The 23,390-nt window shown below is 62.0% G+C and carries 23 protein-coding genes; 17 read left to right on the top strand and 6 right to left on the bottom strand.

Annotated features, from left to right (window positions below; translation table 11 throughout):
- Positions 1-3,399 (bottom strand): YhdP family protein, encoded by a 3,399-nt coding sequence (locus RWK44_RS24775; protein ID WP_316029526.1) that lies wholly within the window; start codon positions 3,397-3,399, stop codon positions 1-3.
- 125 nt (positions 3,400-3,524) lie between these two features.
- Between RWK44_RS24775 and RWK44_RS24780 the strand changes: the two genes are divergently transcribed.
- The 5 genes from RWK44_RS24780 to RWK44_RS24800 all read left to right on the top strand — a co-directional run bounded on the left by RWK44_RS24780 (position 3,525) and on the right by RWK44_RS24800 (position 8,376).
- Positions 3,525-3,998 (top strand): peroxiredoxin, encoded by a 474-nt coding sequence (locus tag RWK44_RS24780; RefSeq protein WP_012757610.1) that lies wholly within the window; start codon positions 3,525-3,527, stop codon positions 3,996-3,998.
- Entirely contained in the window at positions 3,995-4,822 is an 828-nt protein-coding gene (locus tag RWK44_RS24785) for a ferritin-like domain-containing protein (protein ID WP_316029527.1), read from the top strand. Before RWK44_RS24780 ends, RWK44_RS24785 begins: the two co-directional genes overlap by 4 nt.
- A 103-nt stretch (positions 4,823-4,925) precedes the next feature.
- Complete coding sequence (locus tag RWK44_RS24790; RefSeq protein ID WP_131665266.1) at positions 4,926-6,245, top strand: peptidoglycan DD-metalloendopeptidase family protein; 1,320 nt, start codon at positions 4,926-4,928, stop codon at positions 6,243-6,245.
- Positions 6,246-6,399: 154 nt separating this feature from the next.
- The gene (locus tag RWK44_RS24795; protein WP_077978265.1) at positions 6,400-7,947 is read left to right on the top strand and encodes a DEAD/DEAH box helicase; all 1,548 of its coding nucleotides are present in this window, start codon (positions 6,400-6,402) and stop codon (positions 7,945-7,947) included.
- A gap of 6 nt (positions 7,948-7,953) precedes the next feature.
- On the top strand, positions 7,954-8,376 hold the full coding sequence (locus tag RWK44_RS24800) for an NUDIX domain-containing protein (protein ID WP_221943517.1): 423 nt from the start codon (positions 7,954-7,956) through the stop codon (positions 8,374-8,376).
- Here RWK44_RS24800 and RWK44_RS24805 read toward each other — a convergent pair whose 3' ends face one another.
- Together RWK44_RS24805 and RWK44_RS24810 are read right to left on the bottom strand one after the other, a co-directional pair.
- Positions 8,377-8,694: a TfoX/Sxy family protein gene (locus RWK44_RS24805; RefSeq protein ID WP_017964468.1), complete on the bottom strand. Its 318-nt coding sequence runs from the start codon at positions 8,692-8,694 to the stop codon at positions 8,377-8,379.
- Positions 8,695-8,729: 35 nt separating this feature from the next.
- Positions 8,730-9,224 carry a flavin reductase gene (locus RWK44_RS24810; RefSeq protein ID WP_020050115.1) on the bottom strand — a complete coding sequence of 165 codons (495 nt, stop codon included), beginning with the start codon at positions 9,222-9,224 and terminating at the stop codon, positions 8,730-8,732.
- Positions 9,225-9,404: 180 nt separating this feature from the next.
- Here RWK44_RS24810 and RWK44_RS24815 point away from each other — a divergent pair, with 180 nt between their 5' ends.
- From RWK44_RS24815 to purB, 5 genes are all read left to right on the top strand, one after another.
- Positions 9,405-10,487, top strand: coding sequence for an ABC transporter substrate-binding protein (locus RWK44_RS24815; protein ID WP_316029528.1), 1,083 nt, complete (start codon positions 9,405-9,407; stop codon positions 10,485-10,487).
- A gap of 61 nt (positions 10,488-10,548) precedes the next feature.
- Positions 10,549-11,226 carry a ribulose-phosphate 3-epimerase gene (rpe, locus tag RWK44_RS24820; protein WP_077978268.1) on the top strand — a complete coding sequence of 226 codons (678 nt, stop codon included), beginning with the start codon at positions 10,549-10,551 and terminating at the stop codon, positions 11,224-11,226.
- Positions 11,223-11,948, top strand: coding sequence for a DUF2259 domain-containing protein (locus RWK44_RS24825; protein WP_077978269.1), 726 nt, complete (start codon positions 11,223-11,225; stop codon positions 11,946-11,948). Before rpe ends, RWK44_RS24825 begins: the two co-directional genes overlap by 4 nt.
- 47 nt (positions 11,949-11,995) lie before the next feature.
- Positions 11,996-12,481: a hypothetical protein gene (locus RWK44_RS24830; RefSeq protein WP_027667533.1), complete on the top strand. Its 486-nt coding sequence runs from the start codon at positions 11,996-11,998 to the stop codon at positions 12,479-12,481.
- A 73-nt stretch (positions 12,482-12,554) separates the two neighbouring features.
- On the top strand, positions 12,555-13,862 hold the full coding sequence (gene purB / locus RWK44_RS24835; protein WP_077978270.1) for an adenylosuccinate lyase: 1,308 nt from the start codon (positions 12,555-12,557) through the stop codon (positions 13,860-13,862).
- 558 nt (positions 13,863-14,420) lie between these two features.
- Here the strand turns inward: purB and RWK44_RS24840 are convergent.
- Positions 14,421-14,888, bottom strand: coding sequence for a low affinity iron permease family protein (locus tag RWK44_RS24840; protein WP_077978272.1), 468 nt, complete (start codon positions 14,886-14,888; stop codon positions 14,421-14,423).
- Positions 14,889-15,056: 168 nt separating this feature from the next.
- Positions 15,057-15,863 (bottom strand): DUF2189 domain-containing protein, encoded by an 807-nt coding sequence (locus RWK44_RS24845; protein ID WP_132609277.1) that lies wholly within the window; start codon positions 15,861-15,863, stop codon positions 15,057-15,059.
- A 176-nt stretch (positions 15,864-16,039) separates the two neighbouring features.
- Between RWK44_RS24845 and RWK44_RS24850 the strand changes: the two genes are divergently transcribed.
- The 6 genes from RWK44_RS24850 to RWK44_RS24875 all read left to right on the top strand — a co-directional run bounded on the left by RWK44_RS24850 (position 16,040) and on the right by RWK44_RS24875 (position 21,537).
- Positions 16,040-16,597 (top strand): RBBP9/YdeN family alpha/beta hydrolase, encoded by a 558-nt coding sequence (locus RWK44_RS24850; protein WP_077979197.1) that lies wholly within the window; start codon positions 16,040-16,042, stop codon positions 16,595-16,597.
- A gap of 92 nt (positions 16,598-16,689) precedes the next feature.
- Positions 16,690-18,990: a putative bifunctional diguanylate cyclase/phosphodiesterase gene (locus tag RWK44_RS24855; RefSeq protein ID WP_221956416.1), complete on the top strand. Its 2,301-nt coding sequence runs from the start codon at positions 16,690-16,692 to the stop codon at positions 18,988-18,990.
- A gap of 272 nt (positions 18,991-19,262) precedes the next feature.
- Positions 19,263-20,027 (top strand): phosphoribosylaminoimidazolesuccinocarboxamide synthase, encoded by a 765-nt coding sequence (purC, locus tag RWK44_RS24860; RefSeq protein ID WP_003540062.1) that lies wholly within the window; start codon positions 19,263-19,265, stop codon positions 20,025-20,027.
- 15 nt (positions 20,028-20,042) lie between these two features.
- Positions 20,043-20,285 (top strand): phosphoribosylformylglycinamidine synthase subunit PurS, encoded by a 243-nt coding sequence (purS, locus tag RWK44_RS24865; protein WP_029874235.1) that lies wholly within the window; start codon positions 20,043-20,045, stop codon positions 20,283-20,285.
- 92 nt (positions 20,286-20,377) lie between these two features.
- Positions 20,378-21,049: a phosphoribosylformylglycinamidine synthase subunit PurQ gene (purQ, locus tag RWK44_RS24870; RefSeq protein ID WP_168283571.1), complete on the top strand. Its 672-nt coding sequence runs from the start codon at positions 20,378-20,380 to the stop codon at positions 21,047-21,049.
- 92 nt (positions 21,050-21,141) lie between these two features.
- The gene (locus RWK44_RS24875; protein WP_077978276.1) at positions 21,142-21,537 is read left to right on the top strand and encodes a hypothetical protein; all 396 of its coding nucleotides are present in this window, start codon (positions 21,142-21,144) and stop codon (positions 21,535-21,537) included.
- Between the two features lie 72 nt (positions 21,538-21,609).
- Here RWK44_RS24875 and RWK44_RS24880 read toward each other — a convergent pair whose 3' ends face one another.
- A complete protein-coding gene (locus tag RWK44_RS24880) occupies positions 21,610-21,867 on the bottom strand; it encodes a DUF1127 domain-containing protein (protein ID WP_221943524.1) in 258 nt (85 codons plus the stop codon).
- Positions 21,868-21,948: 81 nt separating this feature from the next.
- Between RWK44_RS24880 and RWK44_RS24885 the strand changes: the two genes are divergently transcribed.
- A complete protein-coding gene (locus RWK44_RS24885; RefSeq protein WP_316029529.1) occupies positions 21,949-23,367 on the top strand; it encodes an aminotransferase-like domain-containing protein in 1,419 nt (472 codons plus the stop codon).
- Positions 23,368-23,390: the final 23 nt, after the last annotated feature.

The following is a 23,390-nucleotide window of genomic DNA, read 5'->3' on the forward strand; positions in this document are numbered from 1 at the left end:
TCACTGGAACTCGAAGATCTGCCGGAAAACACCAGGCGCGATGATCGACAGCGGATTGATCTGCAGGTTTGGCTGGTCGAACTTGCCTGTCAGCTTGAAGGTGATGCCGATCAGGCCGCGGTCGCTGCCGTTTCCGAGGATCACGCCGATCAGCGGCAGTTCGGCGAACAGGCGGTTGAGCCCGTAGGCCGGCATGAAGGTGCCGGTCATGTCCATGTTGCCCTTGCGGTCGCGCACGATGCCCTGGAAGGTTGCGCCGATCTGGTCGCCGCGCAGCACGCCGTTCTCAATGCCGACCATGCCGTTGCGCGAGACGACGCGGGCAAAGCCGCGCTGGAAGCGCTGCGACGAAGTATCGATGTCGCGCTTGACCGCCTCGTTGAGGCTGCGCTGCTCATTTCCGACAGGCGTCGAGACGATCGAGCGCAGGCGTTGTTCGTTGACGATCGCGAAGCGGCGCACGTCGAGCGAGCCGTCCCAGCCGCCCTCCGCCCCTAGCCGGATCGCCAGATTGAGCAACCCGCCCTGCATGTGCTGGTAGAGATCGGCGAAACGCGATACCGCGCCGGCATCGCCGCTGGTGATGTTGATGACGCCGCCGTCCTTCATCTGGCTGACCACCGCCTCACCGCTGTCGGTAACGGCGGAAAAATTGAGCGCCTGCAGCTTGTCGCCGCGCAGTGATATTTGCGCCTGGAAATTGCCGACCTTCTCGTCGTTGAAGCCGATGACGTTTTTCAGCCTGGCGCGCACCGATACGCCGGTGTCGCCGGCATCCCCATCACCATCGCCGTCGGAGCCCGATTTCAACCGCTGGATGACCGGCCGCGCATCGGCGCTGTCGCCGGAGACCGAGACGTCGAAATTGCCCTTGCTGCGCTTCACCGACAGGGCGAAATCGTCGAGCGAGGAGAGCTTGACGCTGTCGAAATCGGCCGAGATCAGCCCACCCTTGCCGAAGTTCAACGATCCATTGGCGCCGAAACCGTCGCCCTTCAGCCGGAAGTTCTTGATCTGGGTATTGTCGGCCGGGCCTGATGTTTCGAATTCGGCCGTGGCGGCAATGCCGCTGCCCTTCGTCCAGCCGATCCAGGGCAGTTCGAGCAGCGACTTGGTGAGGTCGAGCTGGACGTCCTGCCGGTCGTCGTCGATGCGGGTCAGCACCATCTTCACGCTGCCGCCGACGATGCCGGAAAGGCCGGGTATCAGCTTGTTGCGCTGGTCCTCGGAAAGGGTCGCAGTGATCACCCGTTGTTTGGCCGCTGTGTCGGATGGCTCGACCGGTTCGGTAAGATCGATATCGGCCGGGACGCCGTCGATCTGGGCCTTTGCGTCAAGCGTGATCCGTTTCGGGTTGCCGTTCAGCGTGCCGTCGAGATTGCTGATCATCCGGCCGGAAAACGGCTTGGCAAGATCGATATCGGTGAGCTTCATTGCCGCCGTCCATTCGGCCGGCGGCGGGTTTTGCGAAGAGAGCAGGCCGAAATGGGCCTTCACATTCGCCTCGATCCGGCCCTTGAGATCGTCGGGCGTAAAGCCGGCGCGCTGCAGCACCCGGATCGGCCGGTAGGTCAGAAGCTCGCCGACGGCGTCAGCCGCCCCGGAGACCGCGAGATCGATATCGGCCATCAGCGGTTTATCGTAGGTGGCGGGCAAGACGAACGTCCCCTGCCCGAGGCCGACCGACCGGCCGGAGGGGAAATAGGACGTACCGTTCTTGATCGCGATCGTCGCAACCGGGCCGGTCAGGTCGAAATGTGCTGACGTGTCGCGGATCGGCGGAATGTCGCCGGCGACGTTCATCCGCGCCTCCGCAATGTCGAAGCCGATGCGGATCTGGTTGGCGTCGAGCTTCAGGCCCCTGCCGCCGGCTGCCTCGTCCAACCTGCCGAAAGGAATGAAGACGGATATGGTGGCGTTGGTGACGGTGCCGCCGAAGAGATTTCCGTGCACCCAGGTGCGCACCTTGGGCGCCATCCAGAACGGCCAGAGCTGCTTGATCGCTGTCGTCTGCAGCTGCGCCGACTGGCCGGCGAAGCTGATCTCCGGCGATTTGTCGCCGAGCTTGACGTGGAGCGATCCGTAGAGCGCGCCGAGCGGGCTGGAAGCGGTTATGTTGGGAAACTGGAATTCGCGGCCGGCGACCATGTAGCGCCCGGTCGCCTGGATGTCGAAGGAGAGCGGCTGCTCGCCGGAGCCGGCGGGGGCTGCCGTCCCGCCGCTGACGAGCAGGTCGATGCCGAAGCCTTTGCCCGCCTGCGGGTCGAGTTTGTCGAGATCGATCAGCGCGCCATTGATGGGAAGCGTGGTCGCGCCGAACCGGGCGTTCGATCGGGCGATCTCGATCGTCTGCTTGGCGAAATCGTAGACGAGATTGATTTGCCCGCCCGACAGCTGCTGCGGATCGCCATCCGCATAGATCTGGCCGGGATCGATATCGATTGTCGCCGCAAGCGCCGGCTGCACGCCATCGCGCCCTCTGGTGGCCGACACGGTGAGGTCGGCAAAGGCGCTGAGCCCTTGCCGTATTGCGCCCTGATCGTTGCGTTTCAGCCCGAAGGGCGTGAGGTCGGCATGCTTCAGCGTCGCCACGACCTTGGACACGTGGCCGTCTTCCTTCTCGGCCAGCACGTCGAGCTCCGCCACTTCGCCGTTAAGCGCGACTTCGCCGGTTAATTGCAGTGAGGACGGGCCGGCATGAGCAAAGACGAGATTGTCGATGACGAGCGACAGCGGACCGTTGGCGGTATCGGCAAGCTTGATGTCGAGGCCGGAGATGCGCACCGAATTGGTCGAGCCGCGCGTCACGATGTTATCGAACATGTCGAACTGCGAGAAGATCTTCTCCATCGCCGCGGGCATGGCGTCGATGCGCAGATCGTCGAGCTTGACGGCATTGCCGGAGGGCAGAAGCGCGGTATCGAGCGCGATATCCTCCGCTTCGATGTCCGCGACGGCGATGCGGCCGCGGAAAAGCTGCAGCGGATCGAGCCCCAGGCGCACCGAACCCGTCGTCGACAGGTGCTGGCCGCTCTCCTGGTCGATCATGTTGACGTTGCGCGCTTCCAGCGCCAGCCGGAAATCAGAGGTGAAGCGGATGACGGTGGAACCAACCTCGGCGCGGTAGCGCGGTCCGGCCACGCCATTCAGCGCCGCCTGCGCCTGCTGCGACAGCGGCTTGTCGAACATGCCGCTCTCGACGGTGAAAACGATGGCAGCGAGAATAACGAGGATCAGTCCCAGAAATCCTGAGGTCAGCTTCGCCGTGCGGCGCATCGACGAACGCGGCGGCGGGCAATGAACGATGATCGGATCCTCGGCCTGGGCGGACGGCAAGCGGTCCAGCGCAACGATATCCTTCTTGCGAAACGTGACCTTTTCGCCGCGGATGGCTGACATGCGCCCTTGGGCTCTCCCTTTAAGTGAAGAATTGAACCCGGCCATGCTGGACGGGTATCCGTCCACTATATAATTCGGGGAGAGAAAGTGTCATCCACAAACCCGGCAAAAGAAAGGTTTTCCCAATGGCGGTTCCCGGCATCGGCGTCTCGGCCCCTGATTTCAACCTTCCCCGCGACGGCGGCGGCCGCGTTTCGCTGGCCGAATTCCACGGCAAGCCGCTCGTATTGTTCTTCTATCCCAAGGACGACACCACGGGCTGCACCGCCGAATCACTGGCTTTCACGGCGTTAGCAGCCGAGTTCGAAGCGGCGGGTGCTGCCGTCATCGGCATGTCGCCCGATTCGGCCGCCTGCCATGACAAGTTCATCAAGAAGCACCGTCTTTCGGTGGCGCTCGCCTCGGACGAGGAAAAAACGACGCTGCAGGCCTATGGCGTCTGGAAGGAAAAGAGCATGTACGGCCGCAACTTCATGGGTGTCGAGCGTACCACCTTCCTGATCCGCCAGGACGGCACGATCGCCACCATCTGGCAGAAGGTGAAGGTGCAGGGCCATGCCGAAACCGTGCTCGAGGCCGTGAGGAACCTGGCGGCGTGACCGGGGATCTCACGATAACCTCGCTGCGCGGCGGCGCCATCGATGCGATCTCCTCCGCCGATCTTGACCGCAAGACGGCGCTTGCGCAGGAAAGCGCCACCCGCTGGTTCGCCCGCCGGGTGTCGCTGCGCACGCCGCTCGATGCAGCCCTGCCCGACAGGCCCGGCCGTCCTGACAAACCGGTGCTGACGCCGCCGACCCAGGTGGAGAAGCGCTCGCTGCATACGCTCAAAGGCCGGATCGCGCTGCTGCACGCCATCGCCCATATCGAGCTCAACGCCGTCGATCTGGCGCTCGATATCGTCGCGCGATTCGCGACCGAGCAGGTGCCGAATTCCTTTTTCGACGGCTGGATGCAGGTCGCCTTCGAGGAGGCGAAGCATTTCCGCATGGTGCGCGCCAGGCTCAAGGATCTCGGCGCCGATTACGGCGATCTGCCCGCCCATGACGGTCTCTGGCAGGCCGCCCATGCGACGCGCAACGATCTGACGGCAAGGCTCGCCGTCGTGCCGCTGATTCTGGAAGCCCGCGGCCTCGACGTCACGCCGTCGCTGCAGGCGAAGATGCGCCAGACCGGCGATCTCGAAAGTGCAGCGGTGCTCGACGTCATCTACAATGACGAGAAAGGCCATGTCGCCGTCGGCGCCAAATGGTTCCGCTTTCTCTGCGCCCGCGAGAAGCGCGATCCGGCAAAGGCCTTCCAGGAGCTGGTGCGTGCCAATTTCCGCGGACCGCTGAAGCCGCCCTTCAACGACCTTGCCCGCGCCGAGGCCGGGCTGACGCCGTCCTTCTACCGCGCGCTTGCATCGATCAGCCACGCTTGAAGTCACTGAATTTATGACACGACGGCAGCAATGAAAGTATTCATTAACCATAACGGTGTCTAATTTCAGAAAGAGGCGTAGAGCATCAATCGGGAGAGCCTGCGTGAACAGCGGACATCAGCACCGGGTATTCGGCAGGCGGGCGCAGGAACATATCCTCATCCTCGCAAGCGGCGATAAAGTCCGCCATATGACGGTCCGGCCCTGGATGGCAGCACTTGCCTTCTGCTTCGTCGGCGTCTTCTCGATCGGCTACCTCCTGGCCACGTCCTATCTCGTGCTGCGCGACGACCTGATCGGCGCCACCATGGCCCGCCAGGCCCGCATGCAGCACGATTATGAAGACCGCATCGCCGCCCTCCGCGCCCAGGTCGACCGCATCACCTCCCGCCAGCTTCTCGATCAGCAGGTGGTGGAAGACAAGGTCGACAAGCTGATGGAGCAGCAGATGGCGCTGACCTCGCGCCATGGCAAACTCGACAATCTGCTCGACCGGGCCGAAAGCTCCGGCCTGACGGAAAAGGACGGCGCCCCGCCTGCGCCGTCTTCGCCCGTTCAGTCCTATGCACCCGATGTCAAGGACAAGCGCGCTTCGCTCTCCGGGACCGGCATCGAGGCGATCGAGAAACAGCTGGCGAGCGGTGCGCCCGCCGATGCGACGCCCGACAATTCGACGCTTGCCTATGTGCCGGCCACCGACACGGTCGGCGACCGTGCCGACCGTGTCTTTTCCAAGGTGACGCTGTCGCTGAAAGATGTCGAACAGGATCAGCGCAGCCGTGTCGAACAGTTGACGAGCGATGCCGGCAATGCCGCCAATGCCATCGAGACCGTGCTGACCCGCTTCAAGATTCCGATGCCCGAGACCGCTGCCAGTAAAGACGACGACGATGCCGTCGGCGGTCCTTATATCGAGCCTGAAAGCAACGACGACTTCAACAATTCGCTCGCAGCGCTCGACGGCGCACTGACGCGGCTCGAAGCGGTGCGCAGCACGGCCGAATCCCTGCCCTTCCGCAATCCCGCCATCGGCAAGGACGTGACCAGCCCTTTCGGCAATCGCCGTGATCCTTTTCTTGGCCGCCTCGCGCTCCATTCCGGCATCGACTTCCGTTTTTCGCCGGGCGAAAGGATCCGCCCGACGGCACCCGGCAAAGTGATCTCAGCCGGCTGGACCGGCGGCTACGGCAACTTGGTCGAGGTCGACCACGGCAACGGCATCTCAACGCGCTACGGGCATATGTCGGAGGTTCTGGTCAAGGTCGGCGACACGGTCGACCGCAACGACGTCATCGGCCTTGCCGGCAGCACCGGCCGCTCAACCGGCACGCACCTGCATTATGAAGTGCGCCAGGACGGCCATGCCGTCGATCCAGTATATTTCATGAATGCCGGCCTTAAACTCGCCACCTATATCAAGTAACTCCTGCCTGGTAACCAACGCTTCACTCTGCAATGGGTGCGGCGTCTCTATTTCTTGACTTGCCGGCCATTCGGGGCTATGTCGCGCTGCATTGCGGCATGCAATCCCGCCGACTCGTTCAGAGCGGCCGAACGGAACGGAAACAGTTTTCCCTTTGACGACATTTGCTGACCTTGGCTTGAGCCAAAAAGTGCTATCCGCTGTTACGGATGCGGGCTACACGATCCCCACGCCCATTCAGGCGGGCGCCATCCCGTTTGCGCTCGAGCGCCGCGATATTTGCGGCATCGCGCAGACCGGCACTGGCAAGACGGCATCCTTCGTGCTGCCGATGCTGTCGCTTCTCGAAAAGGGTCGTGCGCGTGCGCGCATGCCCCGCACGCTGATTCTCGAACCGACGCGCGAACTCGCTGCCCAGGTCGCCGAGAATTTCGAGAAATACGGCAAGAACCATCGCCTCAACGTTGCCCTTCTGATCGGCGGCGTTTCCTTCGAGGACCAGGACCGCAAGCTCGAGCGCGGCGCCGATGTGCTGATCTGCACCCCCGGCCGCCTGCTCGACCATTTCGAGCGCGGCAAGCTCCTGATGAGCGGCGTCGAGATCCTCGTCATCGACGAGGCCGACCGCATGCTCGACATGGGTTTCATCCCCGATATCGAACGCATCGCCAAGATGATCCCGTTCACCCGCCAGACGCTGTTCTTCTCGGCAACCATGCCGTCGGAGATCCAGAAGCTCGCCGACCGCTTCCTGCAGAATCCCGAACGTATCGAGGTCGCAAAGCCGGCTTCCGCCGCAGCAACCGTGACGCAGCGTTTCGTCGCCTCGCACGGCAAGGATTACGAAAAGCGCGCCGTCCTGCGCGAACTCGTCCGCGCCCAGACCGAGCTCAAGAACGCCATCGTCTTCTGCAACCGCAAGAAGGACGTCGCCGATCTCTTCCGCTCGCTCGAGCGTCACGGCTTCTCGGTCGGCGCTTTGCATGGCGACATGGATCAGCGTTCCCGCACGATGACGCTGCAGAGCTTCCGTGACGGCAATCTCCAGCTTCTGGTCGCCTCCGACGTCGCCGCCCGCGGCCTCGATATCCCTGATGTCAGCCACGTCTTCAATTTCGACGTACCGATCCATTCCGAGGATTACGTCCACCGCATCGGCCGCACCGGCCGTGCCGGCCGCTCGGGTGCCGCCTTCACTCTCGTCACCAAGCGCGACACTAAATTCATCGATGCCATCGAGAAGCTAATCGGGGAAAAGGTCGAATGGCTGAGCGGTGACCTGACGTCGCTGCCGCCGCCGGCAGAAGACAGCCGGGAGAGCGAACGCCCGCGCCGCAACAGCCGCGAGCGTGGCGCCAGAGATGGCGCAACCCGAGATCGCGCGCCGAGAGAAAATGGCGACAGGGATCGTAGCCGCGGACGCGGCAGTCGCAGCGCTGCGAGTCATAAATCTGACAACGACATACAGGATAATGGCGTAGACGTGATTGAAGCAGCACCAGTAAAGGCCGACATCGTGAAGAACGAGCGCAAAGCAGAGCAGAAGCCGCAGAACAATGCGCGCAACAGTCGGCCTTACCCGGCAAACGACGACAGCCGCGACCGCCGCCGTCATCGCGACCACGACGACGGCCCAACCCCGGTCGGCTTCGGCGACGATATCCCGGCCTTCATGCTGATCGCCGGCAGCGCCAAGGTCTGATTTCCAATGGGCAGGCCCGGCATTGATTTTCCGGGCCTCGGCGTCGGCCTGGTGATTCTGCGCGACGCCAGGATCCTTCTCTACAAACGCATGCGATCACCGGAAGCCGGCTATTGGAATATCGTCGGCGGCAAGGTCGATCACATGGAGCCGGCAGAGACTGCCGCGCGCCGCGAGGCCGAGGAGGAAACCGGCCTGACGATCGGCCGCATCGAACGCCTCTGCATCAGCGAGCAGATCATAGATGCCGATCGCCAACACTGGATCTCTCTGCTCTATCTCGCTCACGACGTCGAGGGCGAGCCTCAACTGACCGAACCGGACAAGCTCTCGGATTTCGGCTGGTTTCCGCTGACGGATCTGCCCGAGCCGCTGTCGGCCTTCACCAAGGCGGCGATCGCAGCCTTGCCGACTGCTGAACGCGGCTAACTATTCGGCGCGAAGCGACGCCTCATAGGCAAGCCGCACCCATTTCGCCATCAGATCGGGATCGTCGTAGGCCTCGTCGGGGATCGACCAATAGGGCATTTTTACCGGCTTGCCCTTCTTGCCCTCATAGGTCCATTGCGTGGCGCCGGCAGCGGCAAATTCCGGGGCGCTCGTCTCGTCGGCCTTCAGCAGCATCTCGTCGCGCACTTCAAGCGCAATGATCCGTCCGAGATGATAGATGCCTTTGCCGCCGAACATGCGCTTGATCGTGACGGGGCCGAGCCCCTGAAACATTTCCTCGATCCCGGCATTGTCCATTCTCTATTCCCTCGAAATCTCGATCGCTGCGGAAATCACAACGCGTGATAATCCCGATTCATATAGATGAGCGCCGGGTGTTTTTCGCTGAAGCGGACAGCCGCAACCTCGCCGAAGATGACATTGTGCGTCGGCATTTCCTTGATGTCGATCACCCGGCAATCGAAGGCGGCGAGCGCATCGGCCAACACCGGCGCGCCGGTCACGAGCATCTCGAAACGGGCGCTGTCGAAACGGTCGTCATTGGCAAGCGACGTGCGCCCGGAAAAGGCGTCGGCGACGCTCTGATGATGAGCGCCGAGCGTGTTCAGCGCGAAGATGCCGCTGCGGAAGAAGATCTCGTTCTTCGGATTGGTGTTGTTGAGGCAGATCAGCACCGAGGCTGGATTGTCCGAGACCGAGCAGGCGGCGGTGATGGTGACGCCGCGGCGCAGTTCGCCCATCGCCGTCGTCACGAGTTGCACATGGCCGGCATACCGGCTCATGGCATCGCGATAAAGGCCGGGGTCGATATGCTGCCTGTTCAACACCTGCTTCTCCCGTATGCGTTTTATCCGGTTGGTCTTTGCTATCGCGCCAATATGGCGAGCATCGGTTACCTTTTCTACAATAGCACCGGTGAAAAGCGCTGCGTTGCGCTTGTTTTTCTTTGACGATCGCGGCCTTGCGGATAAAAGGGCATGGACGATGGCTAGGGATCTCCGCCTTTCATGATCAACCTGCGTGGCATAGCAGCTTTTCTGGCGCTGCTGGGAGCGGCGGCTGAAAGCCATGCGGCCGGCGTGATGATCGGTGTCGTCGCCCCTCAGAACGGACCGCTCGACCTCCTCGGCGCCCAGATTGCCGCCGGCGCCGGTTTCGAGATCCAGCAGTCCGGAAATACCCTCGTCGCCATCAACGAGACCTGCGAGGAGAATAGTGGTGCCGCGGTCGCCGATGCGCTTGTCAATGCCAAGGTGCAGGTGGCGGTCGGCTTTCTCTGCAGCGAGACGCTGGAAGGCGCGCTGCCGAAGCTGAAGGACGCCAATATTCCGGCGATCACCGTCTCCGTGCGCTCCCGCATCCTGATGGAGGATGCGCTGAAGAACGGCTGGCCGCTCTTCCGGGCGGCGCCCGCCGACGGCGCCGAGGCGGCAAAGGTCATCGAGGTGATCCTGAAAGACTGGGCCGCCGATCCGATCGCCCTGATCGAGGACGGCACCATCCATGGCCGCGAATTGACGGAAGCGGTCCGCAATGCGCTGGAGCAGAACGGCCTTAAGCCGGTCTTTACCGACACCTACCGGCCGGGACAGGAGCAGCAGATTGCCCTCGTCCGCCGCCTGAAACGTGCCGGCGCCACCAGGGTCTTCATCGGCGGCGACCGCAACGACGTCGCCGTCATCTCCCGCGACGCCAAGGCCGAGAACATCCCGCTGTCCATCCTCGGCGGCGATGCCATGCGCGCCGCCAATCAGCCGCTGCCGCTCGCAGATGGCGTGCGCGCCGTCGCCCTGCCCGAATACGCCCTACTGCCGGAAAGCGCAGCGACAGCCGATGCGCTGCGCGCCAAAGGCGTCGAGCCGGAAGGTTATGTCCTGCCGTCGCTGGCCGCAGCCCTCATTGCCGGCCAGGCGGGGCAAGCCGCCGCCGCGGCGGGCAAGCCCCTCCAGGAGATGCTTCTCGGCACGACATTCCAGACGCCGGTCGGCACTATTGCCTTCACCGGTGCGCATGAACTTTCGCAAAACCCCTACCGTCTGCTCGAATGGCGGGGCAACGGCTTTTTTCCACCTGCCGCGCCGACGCAATGAACGGCGCGCCAGCCTTGAATTCAGGCCCCGCGCTCTGGCGGCCCATACGGAGTAAGATTTGATGACGCTGCCCATTCGCATTGCCCCCTCGATCCTCGCAGCGGATTTTGCCAGGCTCGGCGAGGAGGTGCGCGACGTGACGGCCGCCGGCGCCGACTGGATCCATCTCGACGTAATGGACGGCCATTTCGTGCCGAACATCTCCTTCGGCCCGGATGTCATCAAGTCGCTGCGCTCCTATACATCAGCCACCTTCGACTGCCACCTGATGATCTCGCCGGTCGACGACTATCTCGAAGCCTTCGCCAAGGCCGGCTGCGACCGTATCACCGTCCATGCCGAAGCCGGACCGCATCTGCACCGCTCGCTGCAGACCGTCCGTAATCTCGGCAAGAAGGTCGGCGTGACGATCAATCCGGCGACGCCGCTTACCGCCATCGAGAACGTGCTCGACGATGTCGATCTCATTCTGATCATGTCGGTCAATCCCGGCTTTGGCGGGCAGAAGTTCATTCCGGCCATGGCGAAGAAGATCGCGGCGGCGAAGTCACTGATCGGCGACCGGCCGATCGAGCTCGAGGTCGACGGCGGCGTCACGGTGGAAACGGCGCCTGATATCGCGCGGGCGGGCGGCAACGTCCTCGTCGCCGGCTCGGCAATTTTCAAGGGCGATACGGTCGAGGATTACCGCCGGACAGTCGCCGATCTGCGTCAGGCAGCCGAAGGGGCACGAACATGAACAAACGTCTGATTATTGGTGGCATGCTTGCCGTCGCATTTGCCGGCCTGCCCGGCCTGTCACTTGCCGGCGATATCGCCAATATCCAGCCGATCGGTTTTTCCGCCGACGGCAAGGTTTTCGGATTTCAGGAGTTCGGCATCGAGGAGAGCGGCAACCTTCCCTACTCCAACACCTATTTCATCGATACCGAAGACGGCCACTATCTCGAGGGCACGCCCTTTCATACCGAGCTGACCGACAAGGACGCCAATCTTTCCAAGGCGCGGCGGCAGAACCTGACGGCGGCGCGCAGCCAGATGGACAAATACGATCTGCTGACCAATCCCGGCCTGATCGCCGCCTTCAATCCGCCGACCGAACTCGGCTCGCCCTCGAAGACGCTTCGCTACACGACGCTTGCAACCGACGGTCCGCCGAAAGCGCCTTATACGCTCTCGCTCGGCGAGATGCCGGTGCCGACGCCGAAGGATTGCGCTGCGGTCGACAAGCGGGTCATCGGCTTCAGCCTGCAGATGATCGAGAAGGAAGGCGCTCCGAACCGGCAGGCGGCGCGCCAGGCGACCGCGGTTCCCGCCGAGCGCGTGTGTTCCGTCGAATACCGGATCGGCGGCGCCGTGGTCTATCAGCCGGAAGGCGGAAACCAGGTTCACATCGCCCTCGTTCTGGCCTTCGATGCGGACAGGAACGGACGCTGGATTGCCGTTCCGGTTCATCCCTGAGCATGGATCGCCCGAGGACGGATCACCCGAGGACGGATCGCCCCAGGATGGATCGTCTAAGAGCTGCACGGCCGCCCTACCCCGACCTGATCGCCGGCGCATTGCTTTGGGGAATGCAGATGCTTGCCGCTGCCATGCTCGGCCTTTACCTGCGCAACGGCCTGCAGACGAGCCGCCTTGCCGAGATCGCCGCACTTTATTTCGCCGGCGGCCTGTTCGCCTGGCCGTTCGCCCTGCCGGTTGCCCGCTTCCTCGCCTTTGACAGACCGCTGGAAACACGTTTTGCTGCTTTTTTCGTGACGCTGACAGCGGCCACGATCCTGATGACCGCCTTCCTCTTCGCCATGGAATACCGGATGTTCTATTCGCGCTGGCATGCGCCCTTCGGCAGTATCGTCTGGGCGTTCCAGTTCGTCTTCACCAGCATCAGCGCCGTCTATCAGTTCCTGGTGATCGGCCTGCGCCTCTTCCTGCCGCTCGGCCTCGTCTGTCTTGTCGCAAGCAGCTATCATCTTGCCAAACGCATGCGTTGAGATTGCCGCCCTTCTTTGCTACAGGGGCGCTAACCTCGATAAAGCAAACCTCTTGAAGTGAAGGCAGCCGCCCATGATCCCGCGTTATTCCCGGCCCGAAATGGTCGCCATCTGGTCTCCCGAAACCAAGTTCCGCATCTGGTTCGAGATCGAGGCGCATGCCTGCGACGCGCTGGCCGAACTCGGCGTCATCCCGAAATCGGCGGCAAAGACGATCTGGGAGAAAGGCGGCGCCGCCACCTTCGACGTCGACCGCATCGATGAGATCGAGGCCGTCACCAAGCATGACGTCATCGCCTTCCTCACCCATCTCGCCGAGATCGTCGGCCCGGATGCGCGCTTCGTCCACCAGGGCATGACCTCGTCCGACGTGCTCGACACCTGCTTCAACGTACAGCTGGTCCGCGCCACCGACATCCTGCTTGCCGATATCGACCGCCTGCTCGCAGCGCTGAAAACCCGCGCCTTTGAACACAAGGACACCGTCACCATCGGCCGTTCGCACGGCATCCATGCCGAGCCCACCACCTTCGGCGTCAAGCTGGCGCTCGCCTATGCCGAATTCGAGCGCTGCCGCCAACGCCTCGTCGCCGCCCGCGAGGAAGTCGCGACGTGCGCCATATCGGGGGCCGTCGGCACCTTCGCCAATATCGATCCGCGCGTCGAGGAACATGTCGCCGAGGCGCTTGGCCTGAAGGCCGAGCCGGTGTCGACGCAGGTCATCCCGCGCGACCGCCACGCCATGTATTTCGCCACCCTCGGCGTCGTCGCCTCGTCGATCGAGCGCCTGGCAACCGAGATCCGCCACCTGCAGCGCACCGAGGTACTGGAAGCCGAGGAATATTTCTCGCCCGGCCAGAAGGGCTCCTCGGCCATGCCGCACAAGCGCAACCCGGTTCTGACCGAAAACCTGACTGGCCTTGCCCGCATGGTCCGCTCCTACGCCATGCCGGCGATGGAAAACGTCGCCCTCTGGCATGAACGCGATATTTCGCATTCCTCGGTCGAGCGCATGATCGGCCCCGATGCCACCGTGACGCTCGATTTCGCCCTGTCGCGGCTTGCCGGCGTCATCGAAAAGCTGCTGGTCTATCCCGAGAACATGGAAAAGAACCTCAACAAATTCCGCGGCCTCGTCCATTCGCAGCGTGTCCTGCTGGCGTTGACCCAGGCGGGCACCTCTCGCGAGGACGCCTACCGCCTCGTCCAGCGCAACGCTATGAAGGTCTGGGAACAGGGCAAAGATTTTCTCGAAGAGCTGCTTGCAGACGCCGAAGTCCGTGCTGCGCTTTCCGAAGAGGATATTCGGGAGAAGTTCGACCTTGGCTATCATACCAAGCATGTCGATACGATCTTCCGGCGGGTGTTTGGCGAGGCCTGAGCGGACCTGCAATCGACGATATAGCGGCGCCCTTGCAGGCGCCGTTTTTCCGCCGGCATACTTCCCCGTCGAGAATCTATCGGACGGCTTCTTTCCTTAGTCGCAGCCTGATCATAACTGGGAAGTAGATGCATGAGACAAGGATAGAAGGCAGAGAAATGATTAGGAAAAAAGCTAACAAGGTCAGCCTATGAATACTTCCGCCTGACAACAATAAGAAAGCCGCAGCAATCAGCAACAAAGTTACTGTAAAAATGTTAGACGACCAAAGAAATGGCCGCGAATTAATTTCGCTGTATTTCACACAATAAAAAATGAATAATATAAAAATGATTGGTAGCGAAACAATAAACTTTGGAATAAACGCGATAAAGCCGATATCGTCGAAGAAAAATGGCAAATGGCCTACCGTCATTCCTATGAAATAAGCCTGAAAGAACAGCTCGACCTGCGGCTCTCTAAGAAAGGAGTCGTTCATTTTCCCCTGCCGAGTTGGATTTAATGAACTGAATATAAGTGCCGATTGTATTTCATAGTTTAGCTTTTCTCAAGCGGCCGTTATTTCTGCTTCGGCGCTTTGGCGGCAACAGAGCGTTTCCGCGCCTCCGCCTTTTTCGACGGCGCCGCATTTGCCGCTTCGGTTGACTCCGATACTCTGCAAGCCTCCGTCTCACCCCTGCCTTTGGCGGCCTTGGCGACCAGCTGGTTGAGGTGCTTCAGCTCTTCCTCGTCGAGATTTTCGATGCCGATGAAGCGGTTTTCGGCATGGCTGGTCAGGATGATTTCATTGAGCTTCGCCTGGATCGCCCGCGTGTCGCGCGTCTGGGCGTTCTGCAGCACGAAGACCATCAGGAAGGTGATGATCGTCGTGCCCGTATTGATGATCAGCTGCCATGTTTCCGAATAGTCGAAGAAGGGGCCGAGCGAGGCCCAGATGACGACAACCGTCAGCGCCAGGATGAAAGCAACGGGTTTGCCCGCCCATTCCGATGTCTTGGTTGCGAAGCGGGCAAACAGATGCTTCATCGTCACCTCTGAAAACCTCCCTCGAAGTCTCTGGAGCATGATGTCGGCGACGTCATGCTCCGCGCTAAACAAACTCCGAGGCAGGTTCGAGGTTCCCGGGGTATCTCAGATTCCCCCAGGGATCCCAGATTCCCCCGGGGCCGGGATTCCCCGCAGAAAGGGCTGTGGTTACGCTGTGGCTTCCCGCGCAATCAGCTTGCGATAGAGATGCCAGGTCGCATGGCCGAGGATCGGGATGACGAGTGCAAGCCCGGCAAAGATCGGGATCGTGCCGATCACGAGCATCGCGGCGACAATCAGGCCCCAGAGCAGCACCGGCACCGGATTGAGAATCGTCGCGCGGATCGACGCCGTGACGGCGGCCACCGCCCCGACATCGCGGTCGAGCAGTAGCGGAAAGGTGATGACGGTTATCGCCAGCACGACGAGCGCAAAGACGAAGCCGATGAGGTTGCCCCAGATGATCAGCTGCATGCCCTCCGACGTGCCGAAGACCTGGCGGAAGAAATCCCCCATGCTGCGCGGAAAGACCTCGCCGAGCAGATTGCTGTAGAGCGTCTGCGCCGTCACCAGCCAGACGATGAAGAGGCCGCAGAGCATCAAGCCGACCGCGACGATCGACGGCAGCGCCGGCGAATGGCGCACGTCGAGCGCATGCGTCCAGGACGCGTCGAGGCCAGCCTCGCGCCGGCGGCTGATCTCATAGAGGCCAATCGCTGCGATCGGGCCGATCAGCACGAAACCCGCCATCAGCGGGAAGACCATCGGCAAAAGGTTGGCGCCCGAGGTCCACAGCGTCAGGAAGACGCCGGCGATCGGGTACATCAGGCACAGGAACACATAGTGGGACGGTTTCTCCATGAAATCGTCGTATCCGCGCTTCAGCGCGTCGAAGACGTCGGCGATACCGATGCGATTGACGACGGGCCGCGCTATGCTTTCGCTTGCACCCGTCATGACGTGAAATGCCGCCATGGCTTTCTCCTCCTCAGCCGAGACCTGATCGGCGGCGGACAGCATCGGCGGGCAAGCCGATACGAAATCCGCAACCGGCACTGGAGGAATATAGCAACTTTCAAGGCCCGTGTCGCTCCCTCCCTTGACATCCCCCTCTTGACATCTTGGACCAGCTTTCTCACATCGGCGGCATCATGAAAGCCTCAGACGCAGATATCCTCATCATCCCCGGCTACACCAATTCCGGCCCGAGCCACTGGCAGAGCCGCTGGGAGGCAAAGCTCAGCACGGCGCGGCGCGTCGAACAGGCCGAATGGACGAAGCCGGTCCGCGAGGACTGGATCGCCCGCATCGCCGAGGAGGTGAACGCCTCGACCCGCCCGGTCGTTCTCATCGCCCATTCGCTGGGCGTCCCCTCGGTGATCCATGCCATCCCGCATTTCCGCAATCGGGTGGCGGGCGCTTTCCTCGTCGCCCCGCCCGATGTCGCCAATCCCGACATCCGACCGAAGCACCTGATGACCTTCGGCCCCTATCCACGCGATCCGCTGCCCTTCCCTTCGATCACCGTCGCCAGCCGCAACGATCCGTTCGGCAGCTACGAACATGCCGATGATGTTGCCAGCAGCTGGGGCTCCTTCCTCGTCGATGCCGGCGAGGCCGGCCACATCAATGCCGATTCCGGTCATGGCCCCTGGCCCGAAGGCACCATGGTCTTTGCCCAGTTCCTCGGTCGGCTCTCCGCTGATTGAGGAAAACCCGCATTCTCGCTTGTTGAGCATGTGCTTTCTAAGTCTTTCTTAATGGAATGACAGCAGACTGCGCCGAGGTGAGATAAGCGAGAATGCCCGTGAAGAAAGCCCATCCAGAGGCCGGCAATGCGCATGGCGATGCAGCAGCGGCCGAGACAGGCATCAGCAATGGGGCAGCAACCGACGATTCCGACCTGGCCGAGCGCGAAAGCCGCTGGAATTATGCGCTGGTCGGCTCTGGCCTCGGCGTATGGGATCACAATTACCGTCTCGACCGAAAATATTATTCGCCGACGTGGAAGACCATCCGCGGCATGGCGCCCGAGGAGGAAGCCGACGGCGATTACCAGGCCTGGCTGCAGCTTGTTCACCCAGACGATCGCGATTTCGTTGTCCATGCGATCGACCGGCAGAATGCCGGCGATCCCGATTACCGGATCTTCGAATATCGCGAGCGCCATAAGGACGGCCATTGGGTCTGGATCGAGTGCCGCGGCGCCTGCGTGGAATGGGACGAGAACGACGTGCCGACGCGCATCGTCGGCACGGACACGGATATTACTGCCCGGAAGCAGGCCGAAGAGACGCTGTCGCGTTTGTCGCGCCGCCTGGATCTGGCGTTAGAGATCTCCCGCATCGGCGTATTTGAAGCCGATATCGAGCACGATACCGTCGAATGGGACGACCGCCTCATCGCCATTTACGGGCTGCAGGGCGCCTCGCGCCAGATCGCCGGCGACGCCTGGGCGAAAAGTCTGCATCCCGATGACCGCGAGCGTGTGCTCGGCCTGGCCGACCGCAGCGTCGAAAGCGGCCGCGATTTCCAGCAGGAATATCGCATCATCCGCGGCGACGGCGCCGAACGCGTGATCCGCGCCCGCTCGGCCTTCTTCGTCGACGGCAACGGCCACCGCAAACTGATCGGCGCCAACTGGGACGTCACCGAAGAAGTCGCGCTCCGCAACGAACTGCAGCGCGCCAAGGATCTGGCCGAGGCGCGCAACCGCGAGCTCGAAGCCACCAAGGAGAGCATCGAGCACCTGGCACTGCACGATTACCTCACAGGGCTGCCGAACCGCCGCTATCTCGACAAGATGCTGGATGAACGCTCGGCCGAATGCCGGGCCAAGGGCCTGGCGCTAGCGATCCTGCACATCGATCTCGACCGCTTCAAGCAGATCAACGACACGCTCGGCCACCGGGCCGGCGACGCCATGCTGCAGCATGCCGCAAGCGTGCTGAGAACGTCCGTCCGCGCCGTCGATTTCGTCGCCCGCATCGGCGGCGACGAATTCGTCATCCTCTGCATTGTCGATCCCGCATCGAAGAAGATCGCCGGCCTTGCCGAGCGTGTCATCCGCGAATTGCGCAAACCCGTCAGATATGAGGGACACGACTGCCGTTTCGGCGCCAGCATCGGCATCGCCATCGACAGCGGACCGAAGCTCGACGCCAAGCAGATGCTGCTCGACGCCGATATCGCCCTTTATCGTGCCAAGGGTCTGGGCCGCAACCGCTTCGAATTCTTCTCGGCCGCTGCTCGCCGCGACATCGTCTCCGCCAAGCACCTTGCCGACGAGATCCTGATCGGCCTCGAACGCAATGAATTCGTGCCCTTCTATCAGCTGCAGTTTGATGCCCGCACGCTCGATATTGCAGGCGTCGAAACACTGGCCCGCTGGCAGCATCCGGTGCACGGGCTGCTGACGCCCGACCGCTTCCTCGACATCGCCGAGGATCTCGACGTCGTCTCGACCATCGACGCCCTCATCCTGGAGCGCGCCATTGCCGACCGGAAGGTGTGGCTGAAGGACGGGCTGCCGATCCCGAAGATATCGGTCAACGTCTCCGCCCGACGGCTCGCAGATCCAGATCTGGGCAAGAAGCTCCGCGCCTTGAAGATCGAGCCCGGCACCTTCTCCTTCGAGCTGCTGGAATCGATCTCGCTCGACGATTGCGACGAGGCGGTGGCCGCCAACCTGAAAAAGCTGCGCAAGCTCGGCATCGACATCCAGATCGACGATTTCGGCACCGGCCATGCCTCGATCGTCAGCCTGCTGCGCCTGAGCCCGAAGACGCTGAAGATCGACCGCGAGTTGATCCGCATGCTGCCGCAATCGGCCGAGCAGCGCAAATTGGTCGGCTCGATTATCGATATCGGCCGCTCGCTGAACATCCTCGTCATCGCCGAGGGCGTCGAAACGGCGGAGCATATTCGCATTCTCGAAGAACTCGACTGTGACACGCTGCAGGGCTACGCGCTCGCCCGGCCGATGCCGGCCATGCAGATCCCCTCCTTCATCCGCTCCGGAAGCTGGCGCCATGGGCAAATCGCCGCTCGCGCCTTGCAGGCGCAGCTTCGCCGCGCGCTGCCAAGCAGAGCCGCCAAATAAAAACCTGCATAAACGGCTCGCCATTTCGCCTTCATTCCACCGTAGAGGAAAAGGCGCTAAACTCCTCTTGCGAATTCATTCGATTCTCTTGGCAGTATTCCGTAAAATTGGAAACCAAGGTCGCGAAATCCGGAAACCGGGGCCATAGAATTTTGAAACGGGAGAAGGAGCGACAGGCGGATTGTGAAACCCTCTCTTTTCCTTTAAGGGGACGCCACGAGATCGATCCACTCGCGCTATCCCAAGAGCGCCAACAATAGAGAATGACCACGATGAACCGTCGCCGCCGTATCTACGAGGGCAAGGCAAAGATTCTGTATGAGGGCCCGGAACCGGGCACTTTGATCCAGTTCTTCAAGGACGATGCCACTGCCTTCAACAAGAAGAAACACGAAGTCATCGATGGCAAGGGCGTCCTCAACAACCGCATCTGCGAATATATCTTCAGCCATCTGAACAAGATCGGCATCCCCACTCATTTCATCCGCCGGCTCAACATGCGCGAGCAGTTGATCAAGGAAGTGGAGATGATCCCGCTGGAGATCGTCGTGCGCAATGTCGCCGCCGGTTCTCTTGCCAAGCGCCTCGGCATCGACGAAGGCGTCGTGCTGCCGCGCTCGATCATCGAATTCTATTACAAGTCCGACGCGCTCGACGATCCGATGGTCTCCGAAGAGCACATCACCGCCTTCGGCTGGGCAAACCCCGCCGAACTCGATGACATCATGGCGCTTGCCATTCGCGTCAACGACTTCATGACCGGCCTCTTCCTCGGCGTCGGCATTCAGCTCGTCGATTTCAAGATCGAATGCGGCCGTCTCTTCGAAGGCGATATGATGCGCATCATCCTCGCCGACGAAATCTCGCCGGACAGCTGCCGGCTCTGGGATATCGAAACCCACGAGAAGATGGACAAGGACCGCTTCCGCCGCGATCTCGGCGGATTGCTCGAAGCCTATTCCGAAGTCGCGCGCCGTCTCGGCATCATCAATGAAAACGAGCCTGTGCGCGGCACCGGCCCGGTTCTCGTCAAGTAAGGCAGGAAAGACAAAGTGATCAAGGCTCGTGTCACCGTCACGCTGAAAAACGGCGTTCTCGATCCGCAGGGCAAGGCCATCGAGGGTGCGCTCAGTGCCCTCGGCTTTTCGGGCGTCGGCCATGTAAGACAAGGCAAGGTCTTCGACCTGGAGCTGGAAGGCGCCGACAAGGGCAAGGCTGAGGCCGACCTCAAGGCCATGTGCGAAAAACTGCTCGCCAATACGGTGATCGAGAACTACGCAATCGCGATCGACTGAACATTGCGAGATTGGCAATGCCCGAAGCACATCGAAACACTGTCGCCGCTTCGGGAACTGGCACAAACACAAGCAAGGTTTGAACAGCACCCATGAAATCAGCCGTCGTTCAACTTCCGGGCCTCAACCGCGACCGCGACATGATCGCCGCCTTGACCAAGATCTCCGGCCAGCCGCCGGTGACGATCTGGCAGACGGAAACCGAGATCCCCGATGTCGATCTGATCGTCATCCCCGGCGGCTTTTCTTATGGCGATTATCTGCGCTGCGGCGCGATCGCAGCCCGCATGCCGGTCATGCAGGCGATCATCGACAAGGCTGCAAAGGGCGTGAAAGTCCTCGGCGTCTGCAACGGCTTCCAGATCCTCGTCGAGGCCGGCCTGCTGCCAGGCGCGCTGATGCGCAATTCCTCGCTGAAATTCGTCTGCCGCGAGATCAAGCTCGAAGTCGTCAATGCCGAGACGGATTTCACCCGCGCCTATGCGCAGGGCCAGGTCATTCGCTGCCCGGTCGCCCATCATGACGGCAATTATTTCGCCGACGATGCGACGCTGGCTGCGATCGAAGGCAACGGCCAGGTGGTGTTCCGTTATGCCGAAGGCACCAACCCGAACGGCTCGATCAACGACATCGCCGCCGTCATGAACGAAAACGGTAATGTGCTCGGCATGATGCCGCATCCCGAGAACCTGATCGAGGCCGCCCATGGCGGTTCGGACGGCCGCGGCCTCTTCGCCTCGGCGCTCGACGTCATCGCCGCCTGAACCCGCACGTCGCCCAATCGCCCAAGCGCGCGCAGCGGTCTTGGGCAACGGGATGCACACAAAAATCCTTCTGTTCGGATCTGGAGCAATCGATGCGCCCTCGCCTCTCCGTCGCAAACGCCGCCCTGTTGACCGCTCTGGCAGCCATGGTGGCAGCCTGCCAGACGCCAGCGCCGACAGGCCCGAACCGCGCCGCACTGCCGACGATGGAGCGCGTGGCTCTCGGCGCCAATGCCTGCTGGTTCAAGTCGGGCGATCCGGCCTTTGCAGCCTACAAGCTCGCGCCGGAGCTCAATTCCTTCTCCGGCCGTCCGCGCATCCTGCTCGTCCATAAGGGCAGCCCGGAAAGCCGGCCGCTGCTCGTCGTGCAGGCTGAGGGAAGCCCGTCGCGCCTGCAGGCCTTCGGTCCGATGATGCAGGAACCGGTCGCCGGCCGCATCACCGCCGACGTCAATCGCTGGTCCGGCGGCAACAAGGCCTGCAGCTGATCCCGGCGATGACAGCGTCACGCGTCTTTTCAGACGCGCAAACAGCGCTGTAACTCTTTGAGTTATGCATAATCAGTCCCAGAAAAACGACTTGCCGACTTCGCGCGCGGCATCGGACTGCGACACTCCGATATCCTTGAGTTCGGTCGCTGTCAGCTCCCTCAGCGCGCGCCGGCCTTCCCGCTTTTGATGCCAGAGAAGAATGGCGGCCCAGATTCGCTTCAAACGCGTCGTCACCTCGGCGGGCGAGTCGGGGAGAATGATTTGTCTCCTATCCTCGTAAGAGACAATCGGTACAATCGGCATTTTGATCTCAGGCAAGGCAGACATTCCAGGAATCCTCTCGGTTTGCCATTGGAATTGACTCATACGCTTGACGGGTACAATGTGCCAATATATACAATTGTCACCATGACAAATTGGCTTCCCGATATTTCCCGCGGCTCCGGGCCGGTCTATCTCCGGCTTGCCGACAGCATCGAATCCGCCATATCAAGCGGCGCCCTGCCCGCCGGCAGCAAATTGCCGCCGCAGCGCAACCTTGCCTACGATATCGGCGTGACGATCGGCACGATCGGCCGCGCCTATGCGCTGGTGCATGAGCGCGGCCTGGTCGCCGGCGAAGTGGGGCGCGGCACCTATGTGCTGAACCGCTCCGAAACGCCGCCCGGCGAACAGATCGATCCGCTGACCGTCTCGCTCAGTGGCACCCGCATCCAGGATGCGCCTGCCAACAAGATCCGCTTCGACACGACAGCCGCGCCCGATCTCGGCCAGGGCAAGATCATCGCAGGCATCCTCGCCGAGATCGGCGAGCAGCATCTTGCCGAAATCTCCTCCTATTCCCGGAGCTTCCCGCGCAACTGGTTCGAGGCCGGCCGGTTGTGGCTTGCCCGCAGCGGCTGGACGCCGGAGGTCGAAAACATCGTGCCGACGCTCGGCGCCCATGCGGCGGCTATATCAGTCATCGCCGCCGTCTCGGCGCCGGGGGACAAGATCGTCTTCGAGGATCTCACCTATACCCAGGTCAGCCGCAGCGCCCGCCTGCTCGGCCGCCGCACGCTGACGGTCGATTCCGATAAACTGGGCGTAATTCCAGGAGATTTCGAGCGGCTCTGTCAGCAGCAGCATCCGAAGATCGCCTTCCTGATGCCGACCGTCCACAATCCGACGTTGGCGATCATGCCCTATGAGCGGCGCGCGGCCATCGCCGCAATCGCCAGGAAACACGGCGTCTGGCTGATCGAGGACGACCTCTACGGCGGCATGGCCGACGACGATACGCCACTGCTGGCCTCGATTGCGCCCGACCGCACCTTCCTCGTCAACGGCCTGTCGAAATCGGTCGCCGCCGGCGTGCGCGGCGGCTGGGTCGCCTGCCCGCCGCATTTTGCCCAGCGCATCAAGGTGACGCACAGGATGATCACCGGCGGTCTGCCCTTTATCCTGGCAGAGACCTGTGCGCGCCTCGTCGAAAGCGGCATGGCGCACGAGATTCGCAAGGCAAGTGTCGAGGAACTCTCCCGGCGCGTCCGGCTCGCCCGCGAACAGTTGCAGGGCTTCGATTTCGAATCACACATACACGCGCCCTTCCTCTGGCTGAAACTGCCGGAACCCTGGATGTCGGGCACCTTCAAGAATGCCGCCTTCCGCGACGGCGTGCTCGTCGACGACGAGGACGAGTTCAAGTCGGCGCGCGGAGAGCGACCCTATCATCGCGTTCGCATCGGTTTTTCCTCGCCGAAGACGGGGCAGGAACTGATCTCGGGCCTGATGATCCTGCGCCGGCTGCTGGAAAATGGCGGATCCGCCTATGATGGCGAAATATGACCTGTTGCAAATACACGTCATAA

Origin of the sequence: Rhizobium sp. 25PS6 (assembly GCF_032464655.1) — a bacterium.
Lineage (GTDB): Bacteria > Pseudomonadota > Alphaproteobacteria > Rhizobiales > Rhizobiaceae > Rhizobium > Rhizobium laguerreae.

Coding starts and splice junctions, on each gene's coding strand:
- RWK44_RS24775 (WP_316029526.1), bottom strand. CDS start 3,399: ATGTCAGCCATCCGCGGCGAAAAGGTCACGTTTCGCAAGAAGGATATC.
- RWK44_RS24780 (WP_012757610.1), top strand. CDS start 3,525: ATGGCGGTTCCCGGCATCGGCGTCTCGGCCCCTGATTTCAACCTTCCC.
- RWK44_RS24800 (WP_221943517.1), top strand. CDS start 7,954: ATGGGCAGGCCCGGCATTGATTTTCCGGGCCTCGGCGTCGGCCTGGTG.
- RWK44_RS24805 (WP_017964468.1), bottom strand. CDS start 8,694: ATGGACAATGCCGGGATCGAGGAAATGTTTCAGGGGCTCGGCCCCGTC.
- RWK44_RS24815 (WP_316029528.1), top strand. CDS start 9,405: ATGATCAACCTGCGTGGCATAGCAGCTTTTCTGGCGCTGCTGGGAGCG.
- rpe (WP_077978268.1), top strand. CDS start 10,549: ATGACGCTGCCCATTCGCATTGCCCCCTCGATCCTCGCAGCGGATTTT.
- RWK44_RS24825 (WP_077978269.1), top strand. CDS start 11,223: ATGAACAAACGTCTGATTATTGGTGGCATGCTTGCCGTCGCATTTGCC.
- RWK44_RS24830 (WP_027667533.1), top strand. CDS start 11,996: ATGGATCGTCTAAGAGCTGCACGGCCGCCCTACCCCGACCTGATCGCC.
- purB (WP_077978270.1), top strand. CDS start 12,555: ATGATCCCGCGTTATTCCCGGCCCGAAATGGTCGCCATCTGGTCTCCC.
- RWK44_RS24840 (WP_077978272.1), bottom strand. CDS start 14,888: ATGAAGCATCTGTTTGCCCGCTTCGCAACCAAGACATCGGAATGGGCG.
- RWK44_RS24845 (WP_132609277.1), bottom strand. CDS start 15,863: ATGGCGGCATTTCACGTCATGACGGGTGCAAGCGAAAGCATAGCGCGG.
- RWK44_RS24850 (WP_077979197.1), top strand. CDS start 16,040: ATGAAAGCCTCAGACGCAGATATCCTCATCATCCCCGGCTACACCAAT.
- RWK44_RS24855 (WP_221956416.1), top strand. CDS start 16,690: ATGCCCGTGAAGAAAGCCCATCCAGAGGCCGGCAATGCGCATGGCGAT.
- purC (WP_003540062.1), top strand. CDS start 19,263: ATGAACCGTCGCCGCCGTATCTACGAGGGCAAGGCAAAGATTCTGTAT.
- purQ (WP_168283571.1), top strand. CDS start 20,378: ATGAAATCAGCCGTCGTTCAACTTCCGGGCCTCAACCGCGACCGCGAC.
- RWK44_RS24875 (WP_077978276.1), top strand. CDS start 21,142: ATGCGCCCTCGCCTCTCCGTCGCAAACGCCGCCCTGTTGACCGCTCTG.
- RWK44_RS24880 (WP_221943524.1), bottom strand. CDS start 21,867: ATGTCTGCCTTGCCTGAGATCAAAATGCCGATTGTACCGATTGTCTCT.
- RWK44_RS24885 (WP_316029529.1), top strand. CDS start 21,949: ATGACAAATTGGCTTCCCGATATTTCCCGCGGCTCCGGGCCGGTCTAT.